Below are 16,707 nucleotides of genomic sequence, written 5' to 3'. Positions count from 1 at the left end.
TATCGTCGCTGCCGCCACACTTCAACAACGCAAGTAGGGCATACCTGTATGCCGACGCCGCCCATGGTGGCGGGTTCCTTCTGTCGCGGCCGTTGCGCGGGGGCGCAGCAGAATACCCGACGAGCTGTCCACAGGTCAGGCTTTACCGATAGAGCTTCTGAATTATCGTCCGATCGGACCCATGCTGACATGCAACTGCATCCGCGAGCCGTCGGGCGGACCGACGCAGTCCGAGGAAATAGGGCGCGTTGGATTCGAGAAAGCGGTCCCGCCGACATGGTCTCGCCGAGCACCGCGACTGCCGACACGCGCGACGTATTCGTCGCGCGGCGGCACCTAGAAGTCCGAGCGCACCGTCAACATCACGTTGCGCGCGTCGCCGAATACGCTGTAATAGGTGCTGGGCGGGCGAATGTAGTACCTGCGATTGAACACGTTATTCAACTGCAACGACGCCATCACGTGCTTGTTGAAACGATATCCCGCTTGTGCGTCGAACACCGCATAGCCACCCTGTTCGACGCCGCGCGAGATACGCGTTTGCGCGAGCATGCCGCCGCCGATCGAGAATCCGCGCAACGGACCCTGCGAGAGCGTATATCGGGTCCAAAGCTTGAACAGATGCTTCGGATCCGTGCCGTCGGTGAGATCGGGCGAGTCGTTCTCGTAGTGCGCGTTCAGATACGTGTAGCCAGCATAGAGGTTCCAGTCCGGCGTCGGCTGGCCGGTGAGTTCGAGCTCGATCCCCTGATTGCGGGCCTTGCCTGCGGATACGTAATAGAACTGATGGGCGGGATCGGCAACGGCGCGGTTGTCGTCGTTGATGCGGAACAACGCAGCGTTTGCGTTCAGGCGGCCATCGAGCAGGCTGCTTTTTATGCCCACTTCGTACTGCTCTCCCGAGCGGGGCGGCAGGCCCGGCCCCGAGTACGTGCCTTGCGTTTGCGCATCGAGGAAACGCGCATAGTTGGCATAGGCCGTCAGCGACGGCACGATGTCCCACAGCAGGCCGGCGGACGGCAGGAAGCGATGATTGATCTGCGCGTTGGTCGTCCAGTCCGCGACGCTCGGCAACGTCGACTGCGTGCGATCCTGCAGGAACGCCTCGCGGCCGCCGAGCACGAGCGTCAGCGGCGTGGCGAGCTTGATCCGCGCCTGCGCATAGACGCCGTATTGCACGGTGCGGTGATTGGTGCCGAACGTGTACGGTACGTCCACGGCGGGCACCGCATTGGGATCGTAGAGACCGTAGGCGCCGCCGTACGGGCCGCTCAACGCGCGGTAACCCGATTGCGCGCCCGATGTCATCACGGCGTAGTTCGCGCCGATGGTCAGCGTATGCGTTTGCCCCCAGAGTCGGACCGGGCCGGATACGTTGGTGTCCGCGCCGAACCAGTCGTAGCTCGTGCGCTGCCGCTGGTCTCCGAAGCGCGCGAGGCCATTTGCGGTCGCGCCGGGGCCGGAGTACGCGTAGTAGGCCTTGGAGAGTTCGTGGCGGTAGAACAGCGTGGTCGAGGCTTGCCACGCGCTGTCGAACCGGTGCACGAGGTTGGCGTCGACCTCTTGCAACGAGGTGTACGCGTAGTTCCAGCTCGGGCTGAAGTTCCGCGTATAGTCGCTCGGCACGCGCCCGGTGAGCGCGGTACGCGTGCTGTTCAGCACGCCGCCCGCACCGTAGTCGATGCCGGAAATCGGCGAGACCTGATAGCCGCCCGACAGCGACAGCGTCGTGCGCGGCGCGAGGTCCCAATCGAGCGCACCATAGGCCATCACCTCCTTGCTGCGTGTGCGCTCTATCGATTGCGTGCCGGTGCTGCCCACGAGAACGGCGCGTCCGCGCAGCGTGCCGTCCTTGTTCAGCGGCCCGGTGACGTCGATCATCTGGCGCACGCTGCCGAACGAATCGACCTGCGTTTCCGTGGCGACGTGGAACTGATCCTGAGGGCGCTTGCGCACGAGATTGACGACGCCGCCCGGCTCGCCCATGCCATCGATCGAGCCTGCCGGGCCGCGCAGGATTTCGACGCGGTCGTACATCGCCAGATCGAATTGCAACTGGTACTGCAGGCCGCTCAGCGTCGGGACCCCGTCGAATTCGATGCCGAGCTGCGAACCGCGCGCGCGGAAGTACGCGGTACCGTCGCCGTAGTCGATCGAACTGACGCCGGTCACGGAGCGCAACGCCTGCTGGATGGTCGTGATGTTCTGATCGTCCATCCGCTCGCGCGTGAGCACCGAGACCGAGTTCGGCGTCTCCTTGATCGATTGCGCGACTTTTCCGCCGATGGTGGCCCACTTCGACGCGTAGTTGCCGCTGCCTTCGGTGGTCGCATCGGCGTCCCGCGTGCCCACCACCGTCAAGACGGGGAGCATGTCGCCGACCGGAGCGGGCGTGCCTTGCGCGTTCGCCCACGAGGAGGCGAGGCACAGTGCCGAAAAGGCGAGCGGGGCACCGCTGCATCGTCCCGTCGCCGCGCGCCGCGCGCGCGGGTGGTCTATTCTCGTTGTCATGGTTGATCATCCCGATGTTGAAAAACGTCGAACTGCTTCCTCCCGCCAGCGGCGGGTTGAAAAATGGGGGGGACGATCGTTGTCGACGGGCATCTGACGGCCTCGTCCATCTTTGAATCAATGCACTGCCGAATCACCGCCGGACCGATCTCGTGCCGGATCCGGCGACCCGTGATGCGATTACCGTCGCAACCCGCGCAGCATCACGAGCGCGATGAGCCACGGGCCGCCGAGCAACGTGGCGACGAGACCGGTCGCGATTTCCTGCGGAAAGGCGATCTGCCGCCCGAGCCAGTCCGCCGTGACCATCAGCAGCGCGCCGAGCGTTGCGGCCAGATACAGCTGCGGCACGGGGCGGCGCGCGCCGGAAAACCGTGCGATATGCGGCGCGATCAACCCGACGAACGACAACGGCCCGACAATCACGGTAGCCGCCGCCGTCGACATGGCCGCCAGCAGCAGCAACGCGAAGCGCGCGCGACCCACGGGCACGCCGACGCTCGCGGCGACGTCCGTACCGAGCGCGAGAGCGGCAAGCCAGCGTCCGGTCAACGGCGCAACGGCGAGCGCGAGCAGCGCCAGTGCCGCGGCGCTCCATGCGATGCCGGGCGCGACGTAGTAGGTGGAGCCGATCAGCAGATCGACGAGTACGCCCGCGCGCGGGTCGCCGCTCGACATCAGCGCACCGACTACCGCGTTGAATAGCGCGCTGATCGACAGCCCGACGAGCAGCAGGCGCTCGGGCGCGAATCGCGCGCGCCGTCCGAACCAGACGAGCAGCACCAACGTCGCGAACGTGCCGGCCACGCAGCCTGCCGCCAGCGCGGCGGGGACGAGGCGGTGACTCGTGAACAGCACGGCGACCATGCCGAACATGCCGCCGGCGCCTACACCGAGCACGTCGGGACTCGCCATCGGATTCGCGCTCATGCGTTGCAGCAGTGTTCCCGCGACTGCGAGCAGAGCGCCCGCCGCCAGCGCCGCGACGAGGTGCGGGACGCGCCAGAACAGCAGGCCGTCGATTTGCGTGAGCGTTGCGACGCTCGCGCCGGTGGGGCCGCGGGAGACCGCCAGCGACAGCAGGCATGCGAGCGGTAGCAGCATGGCCCATGCCGGCGCCATCGCACGCGGCGCGCGACGATCATGCCGGGGCCCTGCCGCAGCATGCGCATCGGGCCGCGTGCGCAAACGCGGCAGCAACGCGACGAGCAGCGGCACGCCGACGATCACGGTCGCGCTTCCGGTCGCGATCACGTGCGCGGAAAACAGGTCGGCCCGCGTGGCCGTGCGCACGATTTCATCGGTGAGCCACAGCAGCGCCGCACCGGTGAGCGGGGACCACACGAGCCGCGCGCGCAGCTGCCGCGCGCCGGCCAGGCGGGCCAGCAACGGCGCGGCCAGGCCGATGAAGCCGATGACGCCCACCTCGGCGACCACGAACGCCGTGAGCGCGACCGCGACGAACAACGCGGCGCCGCGCACCCATCCGACCGCGACACCGAGATGGCGCGCCGTCGTGTCGCCTGCATCGAACAGGCTCAGCGGACGATAGAGCAGTGCGGCGCCGCCCGCGCAGGCGGCGAGCTGCATGCCCAGATGCAGCGTCGGTTGCCAGCCGCTCTGGTCGAGCGCGCCGCCGCCCCAGATCTGCAAGCCGGCAAGCCTGTCGAAATGCACCACCGAGATCGCGAGACTGATTGCGCCGCAGTACAGGTTCACCACCATGCCGCCGAGGATCACGCCGAGCGGCGACATACGTTGCGCCCATGCCAGCGCGAACACGACGAGCATCGCGGCCGCGCCGCCCGCGAGCGCCAGCGTGCTTCGACCCATGGCCAACCAGCCGGGCATCCAGATCGTCGCGACAGACAGCGTGAGATACGCGCCGGGGAATACCCCGAGCGTCATGGGTTCCGCGAGGGGATTGCGCAGCACCTGTTGCATCAGCGCGCCCGCGAGACCGAGTGCGGCGCCGCACAGCAGCGTCATCGCGACGCGCGGCAGCAGGCTGTAGTGGACGAGCAAGACCCCCACGTCCTGCGTGTCGGCGTTGGCCGCGAGCGCGCGCCAGAAGGATGCGCCCGCCAGCGCGCGATACACGTCCACGGCGGTGAGGCACGCGGCGAGTACGGCCAAGGCGCCGATCAGTGCGAGGCGCCGATCGCTCGTCCGCACGGCGCGTGCGGTCAGCACGAGGTTACGCAAGGCCGCCTCCGCCGTGCTCCAGTGTGGCGAGGGCGCTCGAGACGGCCGCGGCGAAGCGGCGCATCGACACGAGTCCGCCAAAGGCCGCGATCACCGGCAGTACTGCGACGCGTTTCTCGCGCACGGCAGGCAGCGCACGCCACAACGGGCTCTGGTTCAGCGCGGCACGCACGTCCGCGCGCAGCGGACCGATTAGCAGAATGTCCGCGTGCGGAACATCGAACAGGCGTTCCAGCGCGACGGTGGCGGAACCGGTTACGGAGGTACGCCATGGCGCGGAGACCGCGCGGCTCGCCGCGCCGCGAGGATGGGCCGCATTGGCGACACCGATGCGCGCGAGCACGTCGTCGAACAGGCTACCGGTGCCATAGACGCGAAGATGTCGTTCGTCGAGTGCTTCGGTGACGATCACGGCCCGCACCGCGTGAGGCCCGATATCCGCGATCCGCGCGGCCGCCGACGCGAATTCCCGTTGCGTGGCGGCGATCAGTTCGGTGGCGTGTAGCGGCGCATCGATCGCGCGCGCCATCGCGGACGTCTCGTCGCAGAGCACCTCGAGAGGCCGTGCGGCGCTCATGTACGCGCCTAGCGTGAGCGTCGGCGCGATGCGTCGTAGCGGCGTCATCAATGCCGCATGCGCCGGCGTGACGATGATCAGATCGGGCGCGAGCGCGAGCAGCACTTCGAAATTCGGCTGATAGAGCAGGCCGACATCGGCGACGCCGGGCGGCAACGGCGGCGTCACGATGCCGCTCGCATACCAGTCGGGCAACGGAATGCCGACAGGCGCGCGCCCGAGCGCAAGCAGCGTTTCCGTCAGTTCCCAGTTGAGCACCACGATGCGGTGCGGGGACCGTGCGACCGCGGCGGCGCAGGGCGCGGAGAACTGCGGGCCCAGGCCGGCGAGCGCAGTGAGCGCGACGAGCAGTTGCCGCCGGCGCGGATTCGCAGCGCGCAGGCTCATGCTGGAAACCCTAGACGCCGCCCGCTGACCGGATCGGCGCTCACGCGCATCGGCACGCCGTAGATCGATTCGAGGCGCACCGGATCCATGATGTCGGCGGCGCGCTCGCGCATCAGCAGACGGCCCTCGCGCAGCGCGACGATACGGTCGCAGAACCGCGCGGCCATGTTCACGTCGTGCAGAACGACGATGGCGCTCATCGCCGTCGTCGCGCACAGCGTGCGCACGAGTTCGAGCACGGAGAGCTGATGATTGAGGTCGAGCGCCGACGTCGGTTCGTCGAGCAGCATGCAGCGGCAGTCCTGCGCGACCAGCATCGCCAGCCATGCACGCTGGCGTTCGCCGCCCGACAGTACGTCGACGGGACGATCGGCGTGACGGAGCACATCCGCGGCACGCATCGCGCGCTCGACGTGCGCGGCGTCTTCTTCCCCGAAGCGGCCGAGCGCGCCATGCCACGGATAACGCCCGAGGGCGACCAGTTCGTGCACGGTCATGCCGTCGGTGGGCGGCGTCTGCTGCGGCAAGTATGCGACCTGACGCGCGAACTGGCGTGCGCCCCAGCCGGCGAGCGGCTGGCCCGCGTAGCGAATCGTGCCGGCAGTGGGGGTGAGCTGACGGGCGAGCAATTTGACGAGCGTGGATTTGCCCGAACCGTTGTGCCCGACGAGCCCGGTCACGCATGCGGGTTCGATCGCGAGATCGATCGATTGCAGCAGGGGACGGCCGCTGGCGACGTACGACACGCGTTCGAGCGAGAACGTCGCGGCATTGCCGGTATCGACGCAGGTGGCGCGGGCCGCGTCGTCGCGCACGATTTCGCTCATGCGGCGCTCGCCATGTCGTCGCCGCCCGTACGCCGCGCATCGTCCGCGCCGGCCGTGTTCGCGGTAATCGCGGCGATTCGCCCGTTCTCGAGCTTGACGAGGCGGTCGGCGAGATCGAAGTAGCGATCGTCGTGCGTGATGACCAGCACGGTCTTGCCGTTCGCCTTCAGCGCGGGCAAAAGCGTGCGATAGAACACGTCCTTGAAGGTCGGGTCCTGATCGGCTGCCCATTCGTCGAAGACATAGAACGGCCGATCCTCCAGGAACGCGACCAGCAGCGCGAGGCGTTTGCGCTGACCTTGGGAGAGGGCGAGCGTGGAGAACGCGCCGTGCTCGATGCGCACCTTGTGGTCGAGTTGCAGCGCGACGAGCAGCGCCTGCGCGATCCCTTCGCGTTCGCCGGTCAGGCCGAGCAGCGAATCGAACAGATGAAAATCGCTGAAGACCACCGAGAAACGCTGCCGATACGCGGCGCGTGTCGCGTCGTCCACGGCGACGCCGTCGACGAGCACACGCCCACGCTCGGGTGCGTACAGGCCGACGAGCAGCTTCGCGAGCGTGGTCTTGCCGCTGCCGTTGCCGCCGACGAGATACACGAGTTCGCCCGCGTCGAACGTGAGGTCGATGGGCCCGAGCGTGAACAGGCTGTCGTCGCTTTCGCGCACGTAGCGATGTTCGACGCCTTCGAACGCGACGCGCGAGAATCCACCGGCGGCGGTGGCGGCGGTATCGGAATCGGCATGATTGCCTTGTTCGGCAGGCAGTGCCGCTTCGAGCGCGCCGATGCGTTCGAACGCAACGCGTGCGGCGCTGAGCGACGGCAGCGCCGCGAGCAGTCCTTCGACCGGCATGATCAGATACAGGAACACGAGCGCGTAGCCCGACATGACGTGTGCGTCGGCGCCGAACAGATGCGCGAGCACGAAAGTCGTCAGGCCGACGAAGCCGAACAGCAGCAAATTGCCCCAGCTTGCCGCGAGCGCGTGCAGCACATAGCCGCGCGTGCGCTGCACGCGCACCGCTTCCACGTGCGGCGCGAGCTGGCCGCCGACGAACGCATCCGCGCGCGCGCGATGCAGCTTGAGTTCCTTGGCGCCGTCGAACAACGCACGAAACTGGTTCAGCAGTTTGTCCTCGCGGTCACGCGATGCCCGCAGATGACGCAGCGCGCGGGCGCTCACCAGGTGCGTGCCGAGCGTGCCTGCCCCGAGCACGCCCAGCGCGACGGCGAGGATCGGCAGCGACAGCATGCCGAGGTATGCGAGACAACCGACGATCACGGCGCCCTGCATCGCAATGGAGGGCAGGTTCACGAAGAACACGACGATGCTGTCGAGATCCTGGGTCAGCGCGCCCATCGCGCGGGCGGCGCCGCACCGTTCCAGATCGCGGAACGACGCGGCGGTAATGCGTCCGATCGTCTGCATGCGCAGGTGCGCCTTCACGCGCTGCCCGAGATACATGAACAGCGCCTGCGAGCCGATGCGCGTCACGAGCACCAGCGCCGCGAGCAGCACGAAGCGCGCGCCCAGATGCATCAGTTGTGCGCCCGACGCCCGCAACGCCTGATTGATGAGTGCCACGAGCGCCGCGTTCGCGAAGCCGCTCGCGAGACTCGCGAGCAGCGCGACCGGCAGCAGCCAGCGTGAGTAGCGGATCAATGAGGCAATCAGAGGCATAAGTCGTCGAGGGTCGTGCGGACGTGCTGGCTGCACATGCTGTGTCTCATGAATAAGAATGAGACGTATTAAACAAAGAGGGCGGGATTCGGCCGTGTCCGTTGATGGATAAGGAGATTAATGCCTCCGGCAGCCGAAAGGTAGACACGTGATATCGATTTTTTGACAAAATTTGGTGAATTTGAAATATCATGGCGCACTTCCTTTCGACCGTCTCCGATGAAGGCCTTTCTGCTCAAGCGCTATCCGCTGGCGCGGGTGCCGTTGCCGCGCCAGGTGGCCGCGACCCTCGTGAATTACCGTCAAGGCGAACGCGTGACCTGGCATCAGCATCGCCATGGCCAGCTCGTCTTTGCAGCCAAGGGCGTCGTTCGCGTGCTCACGCCGGCCCGCACCTGGACGCTCCCGCCGTCGCGGGCGGTGTGGCTGCCGTCGGACGTCGATCACGAACTGCACGCGGTGGGCGACACAGCGCTATGCAGCGTCTATATGGAGCCCGAAGTGTTTCCGTGGCCATGGGAAGAACCGGCGGTCATCGCCGTGTCGGCGTTGTTGCGGGAGCTCGCGCTCACGGTGGTCGACGGGGCCGATACCTATACGGCCACGAGCCGTGCCGGGCTCGCCGCGTCGTTGCTGATGAAAGTGCTTGCGGAAACGCCGAGCCTTGCCGAGCCGGGTGTGCCCCTGCCGCGCGACGAGCGCCTGCTCAAGCTGTGCGAGCACATGATGAACGACCCCGCGAGCGATCTCACGCTCGACTTCTGGGGTGAGCAATTCGGCGCGAGCGGCCGTACGCTCGCGCGCCGGCTGCATGCCGAGACGGGGCTGACGTTCGTGGCCTGGCGGCAGCAGATGCGTGTCGCGGAAGCGATGACACGGCTCGCGCTCGGCCAGTCGGTCGCGCGGGTCGCGAAAGATCTCGGGTATCGCAGCGCGAGCGCGTTCATCGTCATGTTCCGACGGATCACGGGCGAATCGCCGCAGCGATATCTCGCGGCGAGTTGAGCCAGGCACGACGCGGGCCGGCCCGGCGACGTCGCGACGCCGGTCCGTGGCGGATCGATTCGACTGCGTCGACGTTGAAACGGCCGCTGTGTCGACACACTCCCGAAGAAGGACGCGCCTTCGATGCGCTGATCAAGGCGTCCCGGAATACGACGGTCGCGACGCCCGCTGCGTCCGGTTACGCAGACACGTCACTCCACTGTCACCGATTTCGCCAGATTCCTCGGCTTGTCGATATCCGCGCCCCGCAAGCACGCCGCGTGATACGCGAGCAACTGCAACGGCACGACGTGCAGAATCGGCGACAACAACCCGTAGTAATCCGGCATTCGCAGCACCGACACGCCTTCGCCGTTGTCGATCCGCGTATCGGCATCCGCGAACACGTAAAGCTGCCCGCCGCGTGCCCGCACCTCCTGCATGTTCGACTTGAGCTTTTCGAGCAGCGCATCGTTCGGCGCGATCGTGGCAACGGGCATCGTGTGCGTGACGAGCGCGAGCGGCCCGTGTTTCAGCTCGCCCGCCGGATACGCTTCCGCGTGGATATACGAAATCTCCTTCAGCTTCAACGCGCCTTCGAGCGCGATCGGGTAGTGCAGCCCGCGCCCGAGAAACAGCGCGTTTTCATGCCGCGAGAATTCCGCCGCCCAGCGCGCGATCTGCGACTCCAGCCCCAGCACGTCTTCGAGCGCGCCGGGCAGGCGCCGCAACTGCGTCGTATAGCGCGCGAGTTGCGCGTCGTCGACGTAGCCGCGCAGCCGCCCGAGCGTCACCGCGAGAATGAACAGCGCGACGAGTTGCGTCGTGAACGCCTTGGTCGACGCGACGCCGATTTCCGGGCCGGCCCGCGTCAGGAAGCGCAGGCCGGTCTGGCGTATCATCGCGCTGGTCGGGACGTTGCAGATCGCCAGCGTGTCGATGTGGCCGAGCGCCTGCGCGTACTTGAGCGCGGCGAGCGTGTCGGCGGTCTCGCCGGATTGCGACACGCTGACCACCAGCGTATTCGGCGTCGCGAGCGCGTCGCTGTAGCGGTATTCGCTCGCAATCTCGACCTGCGCGGGGATGCGTGCGATCGTCTCGAGCCAGCGGCGTGCCGTCAGGCCGGAGTAGTGGCTCGTGCCGCACGCGAGGATCAGCACGTTGTCGATCTGCTCGAACGCGCGCGCGGCGTCCGGGCCGAATACGGCGGGATCGAACAGCCCGGCATCGGGGATCGTCGCGGCCACGGCCTGCGGCTGCTCGAAAATTTCCTTCTGCATGAAGTGCCGGTAGGGGCCGAGCTCGACCACATCCTGCGCGGACGAAATGGTTTGTATCGCGCGTTCGATCGGCGCGCCGGTGCGATCGAGTACCCGCACGCCGCCCGGCGTCAACTCGACGATGTCGCCTTCCTCGAGAAAGATGAAGCGGTCGGTGATGCCGGCGAGCGCGAGCGCGTCGGACGCGAGAAAGCATTCGCCGTCCTTCACGCCGACGACGAGCGGCGAGCCGGCCCGCGCGCCGATCAGCCGCTGCGGCTCGTGCTTGCTGAACACCGCGATCGCGTAGGCGCCGTGCAGTTGCGAGGTCGCATCGCGCACGGCGGCGAGCAGGTCGCCGCGATACTTGCTGTGGATCAGATGCGCGACCACCTCGGTGTCGGTCTGGCCGTCGAATTCGTAGTGCTCTTCGGAAAGTTGCTTGCGCAACGTTTCATGGTTCTCGATGATGCCGTTGTGCACCAGCGCGATTTCGTCGCGCGAGAAGATCGGATGCGCGTTGCACGTCGCGGGCGCGCCGTGGGTTGCCCAGCGCGTGTGCGCGATGCCGGTGCTGCCGGCGAGGCCGGCACTGCGCACGTGGGCGTCGAGATCGGCGACGCGCGACATGCTGCGCTCGCGGCGTGCCTGGCCGTCGACGACGGTCGCCACCCCGCATGAATCGTAGCCGCGATATTCGAGGCGGCGCAAACCTTCGATCAGAATCGGGACGATATCCCGTTGCGCGACCGCGCCGACGATGCCACACATGACACGTCTCCTTGCCTGTAGATTTCCCCGGACCGTGCGCACGCGTGGATCAGCGTGACGCGGTCTCCGTTGTCGCCGCCGTCGTGAAGCCGCATTGAGCGGGTGCGACCGGGTCGGCCATCCGACTTTCGAATGCCAGGTAAAGCGCCTCCTCGAGTACATTCCAGTGCGCGCCGTGCCGGTACGGCCCCGATCGTGCATGCCAGCACGCGACCGTGTTCATGTCGTTCATCTTGAATGCGACCAGTGCGATCAAGCCCCACGGATAGTCGGAGCTGGCGAGTTGCAGCCAGGTCTTGCCGTACTTCTGCATCCACTGCGCGTAGATCGTCTCGTTCGATTGCTGGGGAACCTGAATGCCGGAAAGAAGCGGAAAGACCTGCGCGACTTTCGCTGGATAGAACGTCGTGTCGCTGATGCGCTGCGTGCTCGCGCGAAAGCCGGACTGCGTGCCGCGCCAGAACACCTTCAGGATCGCGGACGCGAGCCGGTCGGCGCGCTGGCTCCACGGGCCGGCGCGCGTGGCGTCGCCATGCCGGACGTAATACGCGGCGAGCGCCTGGAACGCGCTGTGGACCTCGACGTTGTCCATCAGCAGCGCGACGTGCAGCGTCGACGAGATCTGATAGACGCCCGCGGGCTTGCTGAGCAGCGCGTCCAGGTGCGCGGCCGCGCGATCGAGGCTGAGTTCCCATGCGGCGGGCAGGCCCTCGGGCGGCGCGAAGCGGGCGAGCAGTTCGATCCAGGTCGCCATCATCGCATCGTCGGCGTCGGCTTCGGCGCATGAGCTGTACTGGCCGCTCTTCACGCAGTAGCGATCGAACCCGCCGTCCGGGCGCTGGCGCGGCAGCAGCCACGCGATCCAGGCGAGTGCGGCCTGATGGGCGTCGAGCCCCGCATCGGCGGCGCCGAGCAACGCCTTCGCCGCGAAGTAAGGATCGATGCCGGCGCCGTTCAGGCGCACGGTGATCGCACCGTCGGGGCGTTGGTAGAGTCCGTTGAGCTGGAGTTCGGCGGCGCTCGCCTGCAGCGCGACGCCGCACGCGGCGACACAGCAGGCGACGCACCAGAGGCGGCATAGCCGGGCGGTGGCCGCCACGCGTGCGCGTGCGGCCGGGAAAAGCGCGGGCCGGTTCATGATGGGGGGCTCCTGCGCGATGGTCCTGCGCAAATCCCGCCGGGCGCGGCGTTGGCCGCGTCGCGCGCCGGCGGGGGTGTCGATGTCGCGGCTCAGTGCACCTTGGCGCTGGTGAACTTGAGACTGGTGCCGCTGTTCGCGGTCACGAGCCAGTACGTCGAGTCGGTGATGACGACGCTGCCGAAGCCTTGCGTGATGACCGGCAGCGCGAAGCCCTTCTTCGGCAGCAGCCACGTCATGTTCGCGAGGCTGGTCGGATGGCTGGCGGCGAACGTCCAGCCGCTGCCCGTGTCGGTGGCTGACCACGTGACGTTCAGGCGTGCGCGATCGAAGGTCGTGATGTCACTCATCGTGTACCACTTGAACTGACCCGCCAGTTTCAGCGTATTGGCTTGCGAGAAGATCGCGGACAACGTCGACGTGTAGGACGACGCGCCCAGCGGATGCGCGTAGATCAGCCGGCTCGTGCGGTTCGCGACGACGAAGTTCATCAGGGATGCGTACCAGTTGTTCACGTCGGCGGTCGGCACCGCGTATTGCTGGAACTCCTCGAACGTCGCGTACTTGCCGAACGGCATCACGGGGTACGCCCACAGGCCGGGGTTCAGCAGCGCGCCGTTGCGGTATGCGCGGGTCGGTGCCGAGCCGGTGTGGCCGGTGAAGTAGTAGCCGTTGAAGCCGTTGCTTTCGAGCCAGTTGACCGACCAGGTCGGCGTGTTGCCTTCCGGCGCCGCGTACTCGACGTCCGGCTGGCCGGTCGCGGCCTGGACGGCCTGATGGTTCATCACGAGGTACTGCGTGAACGTGCTCGCGTTCGTTTCGCTCGCATTCGCCCCCCAGTAATCGTGAATCCAGCCGCCGTGGCTGCCGACGCGATGGCCCTTGGTCAGGAAATACTTGACGAGATTTTGCGCGGTCGGGTTGTTCGCGAGGTTGACGCCGTTGCCGTCGCCGAAGGTCGCTTCATCGGGGCCGGCCGTGATCACGAGCGAGAACGGTCCGTTGTTCCATACGCCGAGGTTCTTCAGTTGCAGCGCCGGCTGGATCTGGTCGCCCGCGCAGAAGTGCCAGTTGAACACGAGCCCGGCCATTGCCTTCGGCAGCGGCGACAGCGACGGCAGGTTCAGCATCTGCGTACCGAAATAATGCAGGTAGCCGTGAATCAGCATGCCGTCGGTCTGGCCGTCGAGGTAGGCGAGCGGCAGGTTGACGAACAGCACGCCGCCGTTGCCGTACGTGTTGTAGCCGGACACCAGCCCGAAGGTCGGCGAGGTCAGGATCGTCGTGCCGGTGTACGTCCCCTGCGTGACGAAGCTCGGATAGGTGAGGAAGCCGTACACGTAGCCGGAGATGCCTTCGAGCGTGTCGCTGGTGGTGGCCAGCGTCGACGCGAGCGTGTTGGCCGTCTTGCCGGTCGACGTGCTCAGGAGCGAATTGGCGGTATACGTCGTGGTCTTCTTCAGCTTGCCGGTCACGGTGCCGGTCAGCTTCGGGGCCGTTTCGTTCAGCACGCCGCTGCCCGTGGGCGGCGTCGTGTACTTGAACCATGCGTCGTGGTTGTAATTGGCGAGGCCGCCCGGGTTCGACGGGCTGGCGGCCAGGAACTGCGCGCTGCCCGACGACGCGTTCGTCGACGTGCCCGAGGAGGTGCTCGTCGAAGCGAGCGCGGTCGCGGTCGTGGTGCTCGACGAAGCCGTGGTCCATGCCATCGACTTGCCGGGAGGCACCTGGAGCGTGCGCAGCCAGCTGCTCATGCCGGTCACGTTGCCGAGGCCGATCATGTTGCCGCCGTATTGGTCATACAGCACATAGTCCACACCGGCCATGCTGCTGAAACGCGATTTCGGGCTGACGTAGAAGCCGGCCGAATTCAGTACACCGAAATCGTAGACGAGCATCACCTTGCCGCCGTTCAGTGCGTAGTTCTGGATCGCCGTCACGAGCGCGTCGGCGGCTGTCGTATGCACCTGGTCGGGCAGGATCAGGCCCGGATACTGCGACAGCGACGCGCCGGCCGCCATGAACTGGCTGTCGGTCATCACCGTGATCTGCAGCCCTTCTTCCTGCGCGCTGTCGAGCCATGCGGACACGCGCGAATCGGGCAGCGTCAGCGTATCGGGCACCAACAGGAGAAGCTGGTTGGTGGCCGCCTGAACGCCGCCCGGACTGAATGCGAACGCGAGCGCGAACAGCGCGAACAGGATCCGCAAGAACTTGCCTGACTTTGCCAACATGGTGTGCTCCTCGCTCAAGGAATGGGGGCGTGCGGCAGCCGGAACGCGCGTGCCGCGAGGTCGACCAATCCAGCCCCGTAGGTGTGTGCGGCTGTCCGGTTCGTCGGGTATCGAGCGGTGCATGTCGACGGCGGACGGATTGCGCCAGGGCGCCGGGGTGCCGCGCTGCCTTCGCCGATGAGAGGACTCGATGCGACGTATCGAAAGAAGCGAACAACGTGCCATTGGCGCAGGAGGCCCGGTCCTGCTGGCTTCCTGCGATGCGGGCCGGGCGGCAGGGCCGGAAACGCGGCGGATTCGTTTCATCGCTGATACGGCGCGTTTGGACGCGCTATCAGCAGACGGAATCGCGATCGCGCGTCAGTGCGCCGGGCCAGCTTGCGCAGTAGGTATAGAGCGTGACCAGCAGGCCGATCAGCAGCGGCCCGCCGAGCAGGAAATAGCAGAACGGCAAGAACAGCAGCGAGCCGTGATGAATGATCGTCGCATGCAGCAGCATCACGAACGGCAGCGCGAACACGAAGTAGCCGAGCACGAGCAGCGACGCGACGGCTTTTTGCAGCAGCGAGAAATCGAGCGGGTAGTACAGCGCGGCCATCACCAGCGGGATCAGTGCGATCGCCGCGCCGTGCAGCACGAACATGTCGCGCAGGTGCAATTGCGGGACATACGGAAACGTGCCGGGCGCGAGCCAGAAGTACGCGCAGATCAGCAGCTGGGTGAAGCTCGCGATACGTAACAGATATGCAACAGGCAACCAGCTTGCCCGCCGGATGAACGATGCGGCGAAGCCGGTCGCGCAGAGCGCGGCGGTGGCGGCCAGCAGCATGCCGCCCGGCATGCGGGCCGCGACGTCGATCGACAGCAGCGGCACGCGCGGTGCGTCGGACGGGTAACCGATCACGATCACGTGAAGCGCCGGATCGAGCTGGTGCGCGCCCCACGCCATGACCGCGCGCCAGTAGCGCCATGCCAGCGGCAAGCCGAACCACAGCGACGCGTACAGCGCGGGCGTTAGCAGCGCGATCGACGTCAGCCAGCGTTGCGGATGCGCGTGGGTGCGCAGCGAACGATCGACGGGAGGACGGACGGGATGCGTCTGCATGGCGCCCGCCCGGTTACCAGCGATAGAAGACGCTGAGCTCGCCGCCGATTCGTGAGTAGTAAGGGTTGTGGTAATAGTCGAATTCGAGCTGCGTTCCCCACTTGCGCGTGAACCAGTAGCGCCATTTCGCGGTGATCTCGTGGCTGCGGAAATCCGCGATCTGCGTGCCGGACCCGGTGACCTGATACGCCTCGCGGCCGACGCCGCCGCGCAGCACGATCACGCTCTTGCCGACTTCGCCGTAGGTGACGGCGCCGTAGTACGCCGGCGCCTTCACCGATCCGGGTGAATCGACCGTATAGTTCGCGCCCGCCTCGAAAATCCACTTCGGCAGTGCATACCAGATCACGCCGGCGTGATACAGCTGATCGCGGTGGCCGCTGCGGTTCCATGCGTAGCCGGCGCCGAGCGACACGACCAGCGAACGATCGGACAATAGCTTGCGGTTGATCGACACGTCGACGCGCGCACTCGGCAGGATCGTGCCCGATGTGGTGCCGGAAAAGCCGATCCCGCCGAACCAGTCGGGGCCGAGGTCCTGCACGTAGGTCAGCGCGCCGAGCTGCGTGTTCTCGCCGAAGCGGTGTAGTTGCGCCAGTTCGCCTAGCACGGTACGGCCGCCATCCTGGTAGACGCCGCGCAGATGCACGCCGTACCAGTCGCCGTAGCCGTGCGTCAGGTGTGCGTTCGAATAGCCGAGCGTCAATTCGGTGTGCGATTCCTGCGGCGCCTGCACATGCGTGACGACTGCATCGGGCAGCGGCGGCCGGTTCGTATCCTCGGGCGTGAACTCGGCGAGCGGCACGCCGTCCGGCAGGCCTTCGGCGTCCACGCGCACGAACATCGACTCGTCGCGCATCCGTGGCGTGATGACGGTCGCGGGGTCCGGAGGCTGCACGGCCGGCGTGGCGGCGGCATCGTCAGGCTGCTCCGCCAGCGCCGCGGGCGCGCCGAAGGCGACGCCGCACAGCATCGCGAGGGTGGCAACCGGCACGCGCGAGCCGCGATGGCTGGGGCGATCGGACATGAG

11 protein-coding genes are annotated in these 16,707 nt (G+C 66.9%); 1 reads left to right on the top strand and 10 read right to left on the bottom strand.

The genetic code is table 11. The features are described from left to right. Positions 1-336: 336 nt before the first annotated feature. The 5 genes from HWX07_RS33570 to HWX07_RS33550 form a co-directional block, all read right to left on the bottom strand. Entirely contained in the window at positions 337-2,511 is a 2,175-nt protein-coding gene (locus HWX07_RS33570; RefSeq protein WP_175879236.1) for a TonB-dependent siderophore receptor, read from the bottom strand. A gap of 180 nt (positions 2,512-2,691) precedes the next feature. Further along, a complete protein-coding gene (gene fhuB / locus HWX07_RS33565) occupies positions 2,692-4,716 on the bottom strand; it encodes a Fe(3+)-hydroxamate ABC transporter permease FhuB (protein WP_244130064.1) in 2,025 nt (674 codons plus the stop codon). After that, positions 4,709-5,680 (bottom strand): iron-siderophore ABC transporter substrate-binding protein, encoded by a 972-nt coding sequence (locus HWX07_RS33560; RefSeq protein ID WP_175879235.1) that lies wholly within the window; start codon positions 5,678-5,680, stop codon positions 4,709-4,711. The genes fhuB and HWX07_RS33560 overlap by 8 nt, the downstream gene beginning before the upstream one ends. Continuing rightward, positions 5,677-6,507, bottom strand: coding sequence for an ATP-binding cassette domain-containing protein (locus HWX07_RS33555; RefSeq protein WP_175879234.1), 831 nt, complete (start codon positions 6,505-6,507; stop codon positions 5,677-5,679). Before HWX07_RS33555 ends, HWX07_RS33560 begins: the two co-directional genes overlap by 4 nt. Then, a complete protein-coding gene (locus HWX07_RS33550; RefSeq protein WP_175879233.1) occupies positions 6,504-8,186 on the bottom strand; it encodes a cyclic peptide export ABC transporter in 1,683 nt (560 codons plus the stop codon). Before HWX07_RS33550 ends, HWX07_RS33555 begins: the two co-directional genes overlap by 4 nt. 219 nt (positions 8,187-8,405) lie before the next feature. Between HWX07_RS33550 and HWX07_RS33545 the strand changes: the two genes are divergently transcribed. Next, positions 8,406-9,191 (top strand): helix-turn-helix transcriptional regulator, encoded by a 786-nt coding sequence (locus HWX07_RS33545; RefSeq protein WP_012328264.1) that lies wholly within the window; start codon positions 8,406-8,408, stop codon positions 9,189-9,191. A 191-nt stretch (positions 9,192-9,382) separates the two neighbouring features. Here HWX07_RS33545 and glmS read toward each other — a convergent pair whose 3' ends face one another. From glmS to HWX07_RS33520, 5 genes are all read right to left on the bottom strand, one after another. Further along, positions 9,383-11,200, bottom strand: coding sequence for a glutamine--fructose-6-phosphate transaminase (isomerizing) (gene glmS / locus HWX07_RS33540; RefSeq protein ID WP_175879232.1), 1,818 nt, complete (start codon positions 11,198-11,200; stop codon positions 9,383-9,385). A 49-nt stretch (positions 11,201-11,249) separates the two neighbouring features. Continuing rightward, positions 11,250-12,338: a hypothetical protein gene (locus HWX07_RS33535; RefSeq protein WP_027813716.1), complete on the bottom strand. Its 1,089-nt coding sequence runs from the start codon at positions 12,336-12,338 to the stop codon at positions 11,250-11,252. A 92-nt stretch (positions 12,339-12,430) separates the two neighbouring features. Continuing rightward, on the bottom strand, positions 12,431-14,572 hold the full coding sequence (locus HWX07_RS33530) for a polysaccharide deacetylase family protein (RefSeq protein WP_175879231.1): 2,142 nt from the start codon (positions 14,570-14,572) through the stop codon (positions 12,431-12,433). A 334-nt stretch (positions 14,573-14,906) separates the two neighbouring features. Beyond that, entirely contained in the window at positions 14,907-15,677 is a 771-nt protein-coding gene (locus HWX07_RS33525; RefSeq protein ID WP_175879230.1) for a hypothetical protein, read from the bottom strand. A gap of 13 nt (positions 15,678-15,690) precedes the next feature. Next, positions 15,691-16,704, bottom strand: coding sequence for a YaiO family outer membrane beta-barrel protein (locus tag HWX07_RS33520; protein ID WP_012328267.1), 1,014 nt, complete (start codon positions 16,702-16,704; stop codon positions 15,691-15,693). Positions 16,705-16,707: the final 3 nt, after the last annotated feature.

The organism is Burkholderia sp. BCC0097 (assembly GCF_902832985.1).
Taxonomy (GTDB): Bacteria; Pseudomonadota; Gammaproteobacteria; order Burkholderiales; family Burkholderiaceae; genus Burkholderia; species Burkholderia orbicola.
Note: the sequence above shows the minus strand (reverse complement) of the source record. Positions and strands in the feature narration are given on the sequence as shown.

Coding starts and splice junctions, on each gene's coding strand:
- HWX07_RS33570 (WP_175879236.1), bottom strand. CDS start 2,511: ATGACAACGAGAATAGACCACCCGCGCGCGCGGCGCGCGGCGACGGGA.
- HWX07_RS33560 (WP_175879235.1), bottom strand. CDS start 5,680: ATGAGCCTGCGCGCTGCGAATCCGCGCCGGCGGCAACTGCTCGTCGCG.
- HWX07_RS33555 (WP_175879234.1), bottom strand. CDS start 6,507: ATGAGCGAAATCGTGCGCGACGACGCGGCCCGCGCCACCTGCGTCGAT.
- HWX07_RS33550 (WP_175879233.1), bottom strand. CDS start 8,186: ATGCCTCTGATTGCCTCATTGATCCGCTACTCACGCTGGCTGCTGCCG.
- HWX07_RS33545 (WP_012328264.1), top strand. CDS start 8,406: ATGAAGGCCTTTCTGCTCAAGCGCTATCCGCTGGCGCGGGTGCCGTTG.
- glmS (WP_175879232.1), bottom strand. CDS start 11,200: ATGTGTGGCATCGTCGGCGCGGTCGCGCAACGGGATATCGTCCCGATT.
- HWX07_RS33535 (WP_027813716.1), bottom strand. CDS start 12,338: ATGAACCGGCCCGCGCTTTTCCCGGCCGCACGCGCACGCGTGGCGGCC.
- HWX07_RS33530 (WP_175879231.1), bottom strand. CDS start 14,572: ATGTTGGCAAAGTCAGGCAAGTTCTTGCGGATCCTGTTCGCGCTGTTC.
- HWX07_RS33525 (WP_175879230.1), bottom strand. CDS start 15,677: ATGCAGACGCATCCCGTCCGTCCTCCCGTCGATCGTTCGCTGCGCACC.
- HWX07_RS33520 (WP_012328267.1), bottom strand. CDS start 16,704: ATGTCCGATCGCCCCAGCCATCGCGGCTCGCGCGTGCCGGTTGCCACC.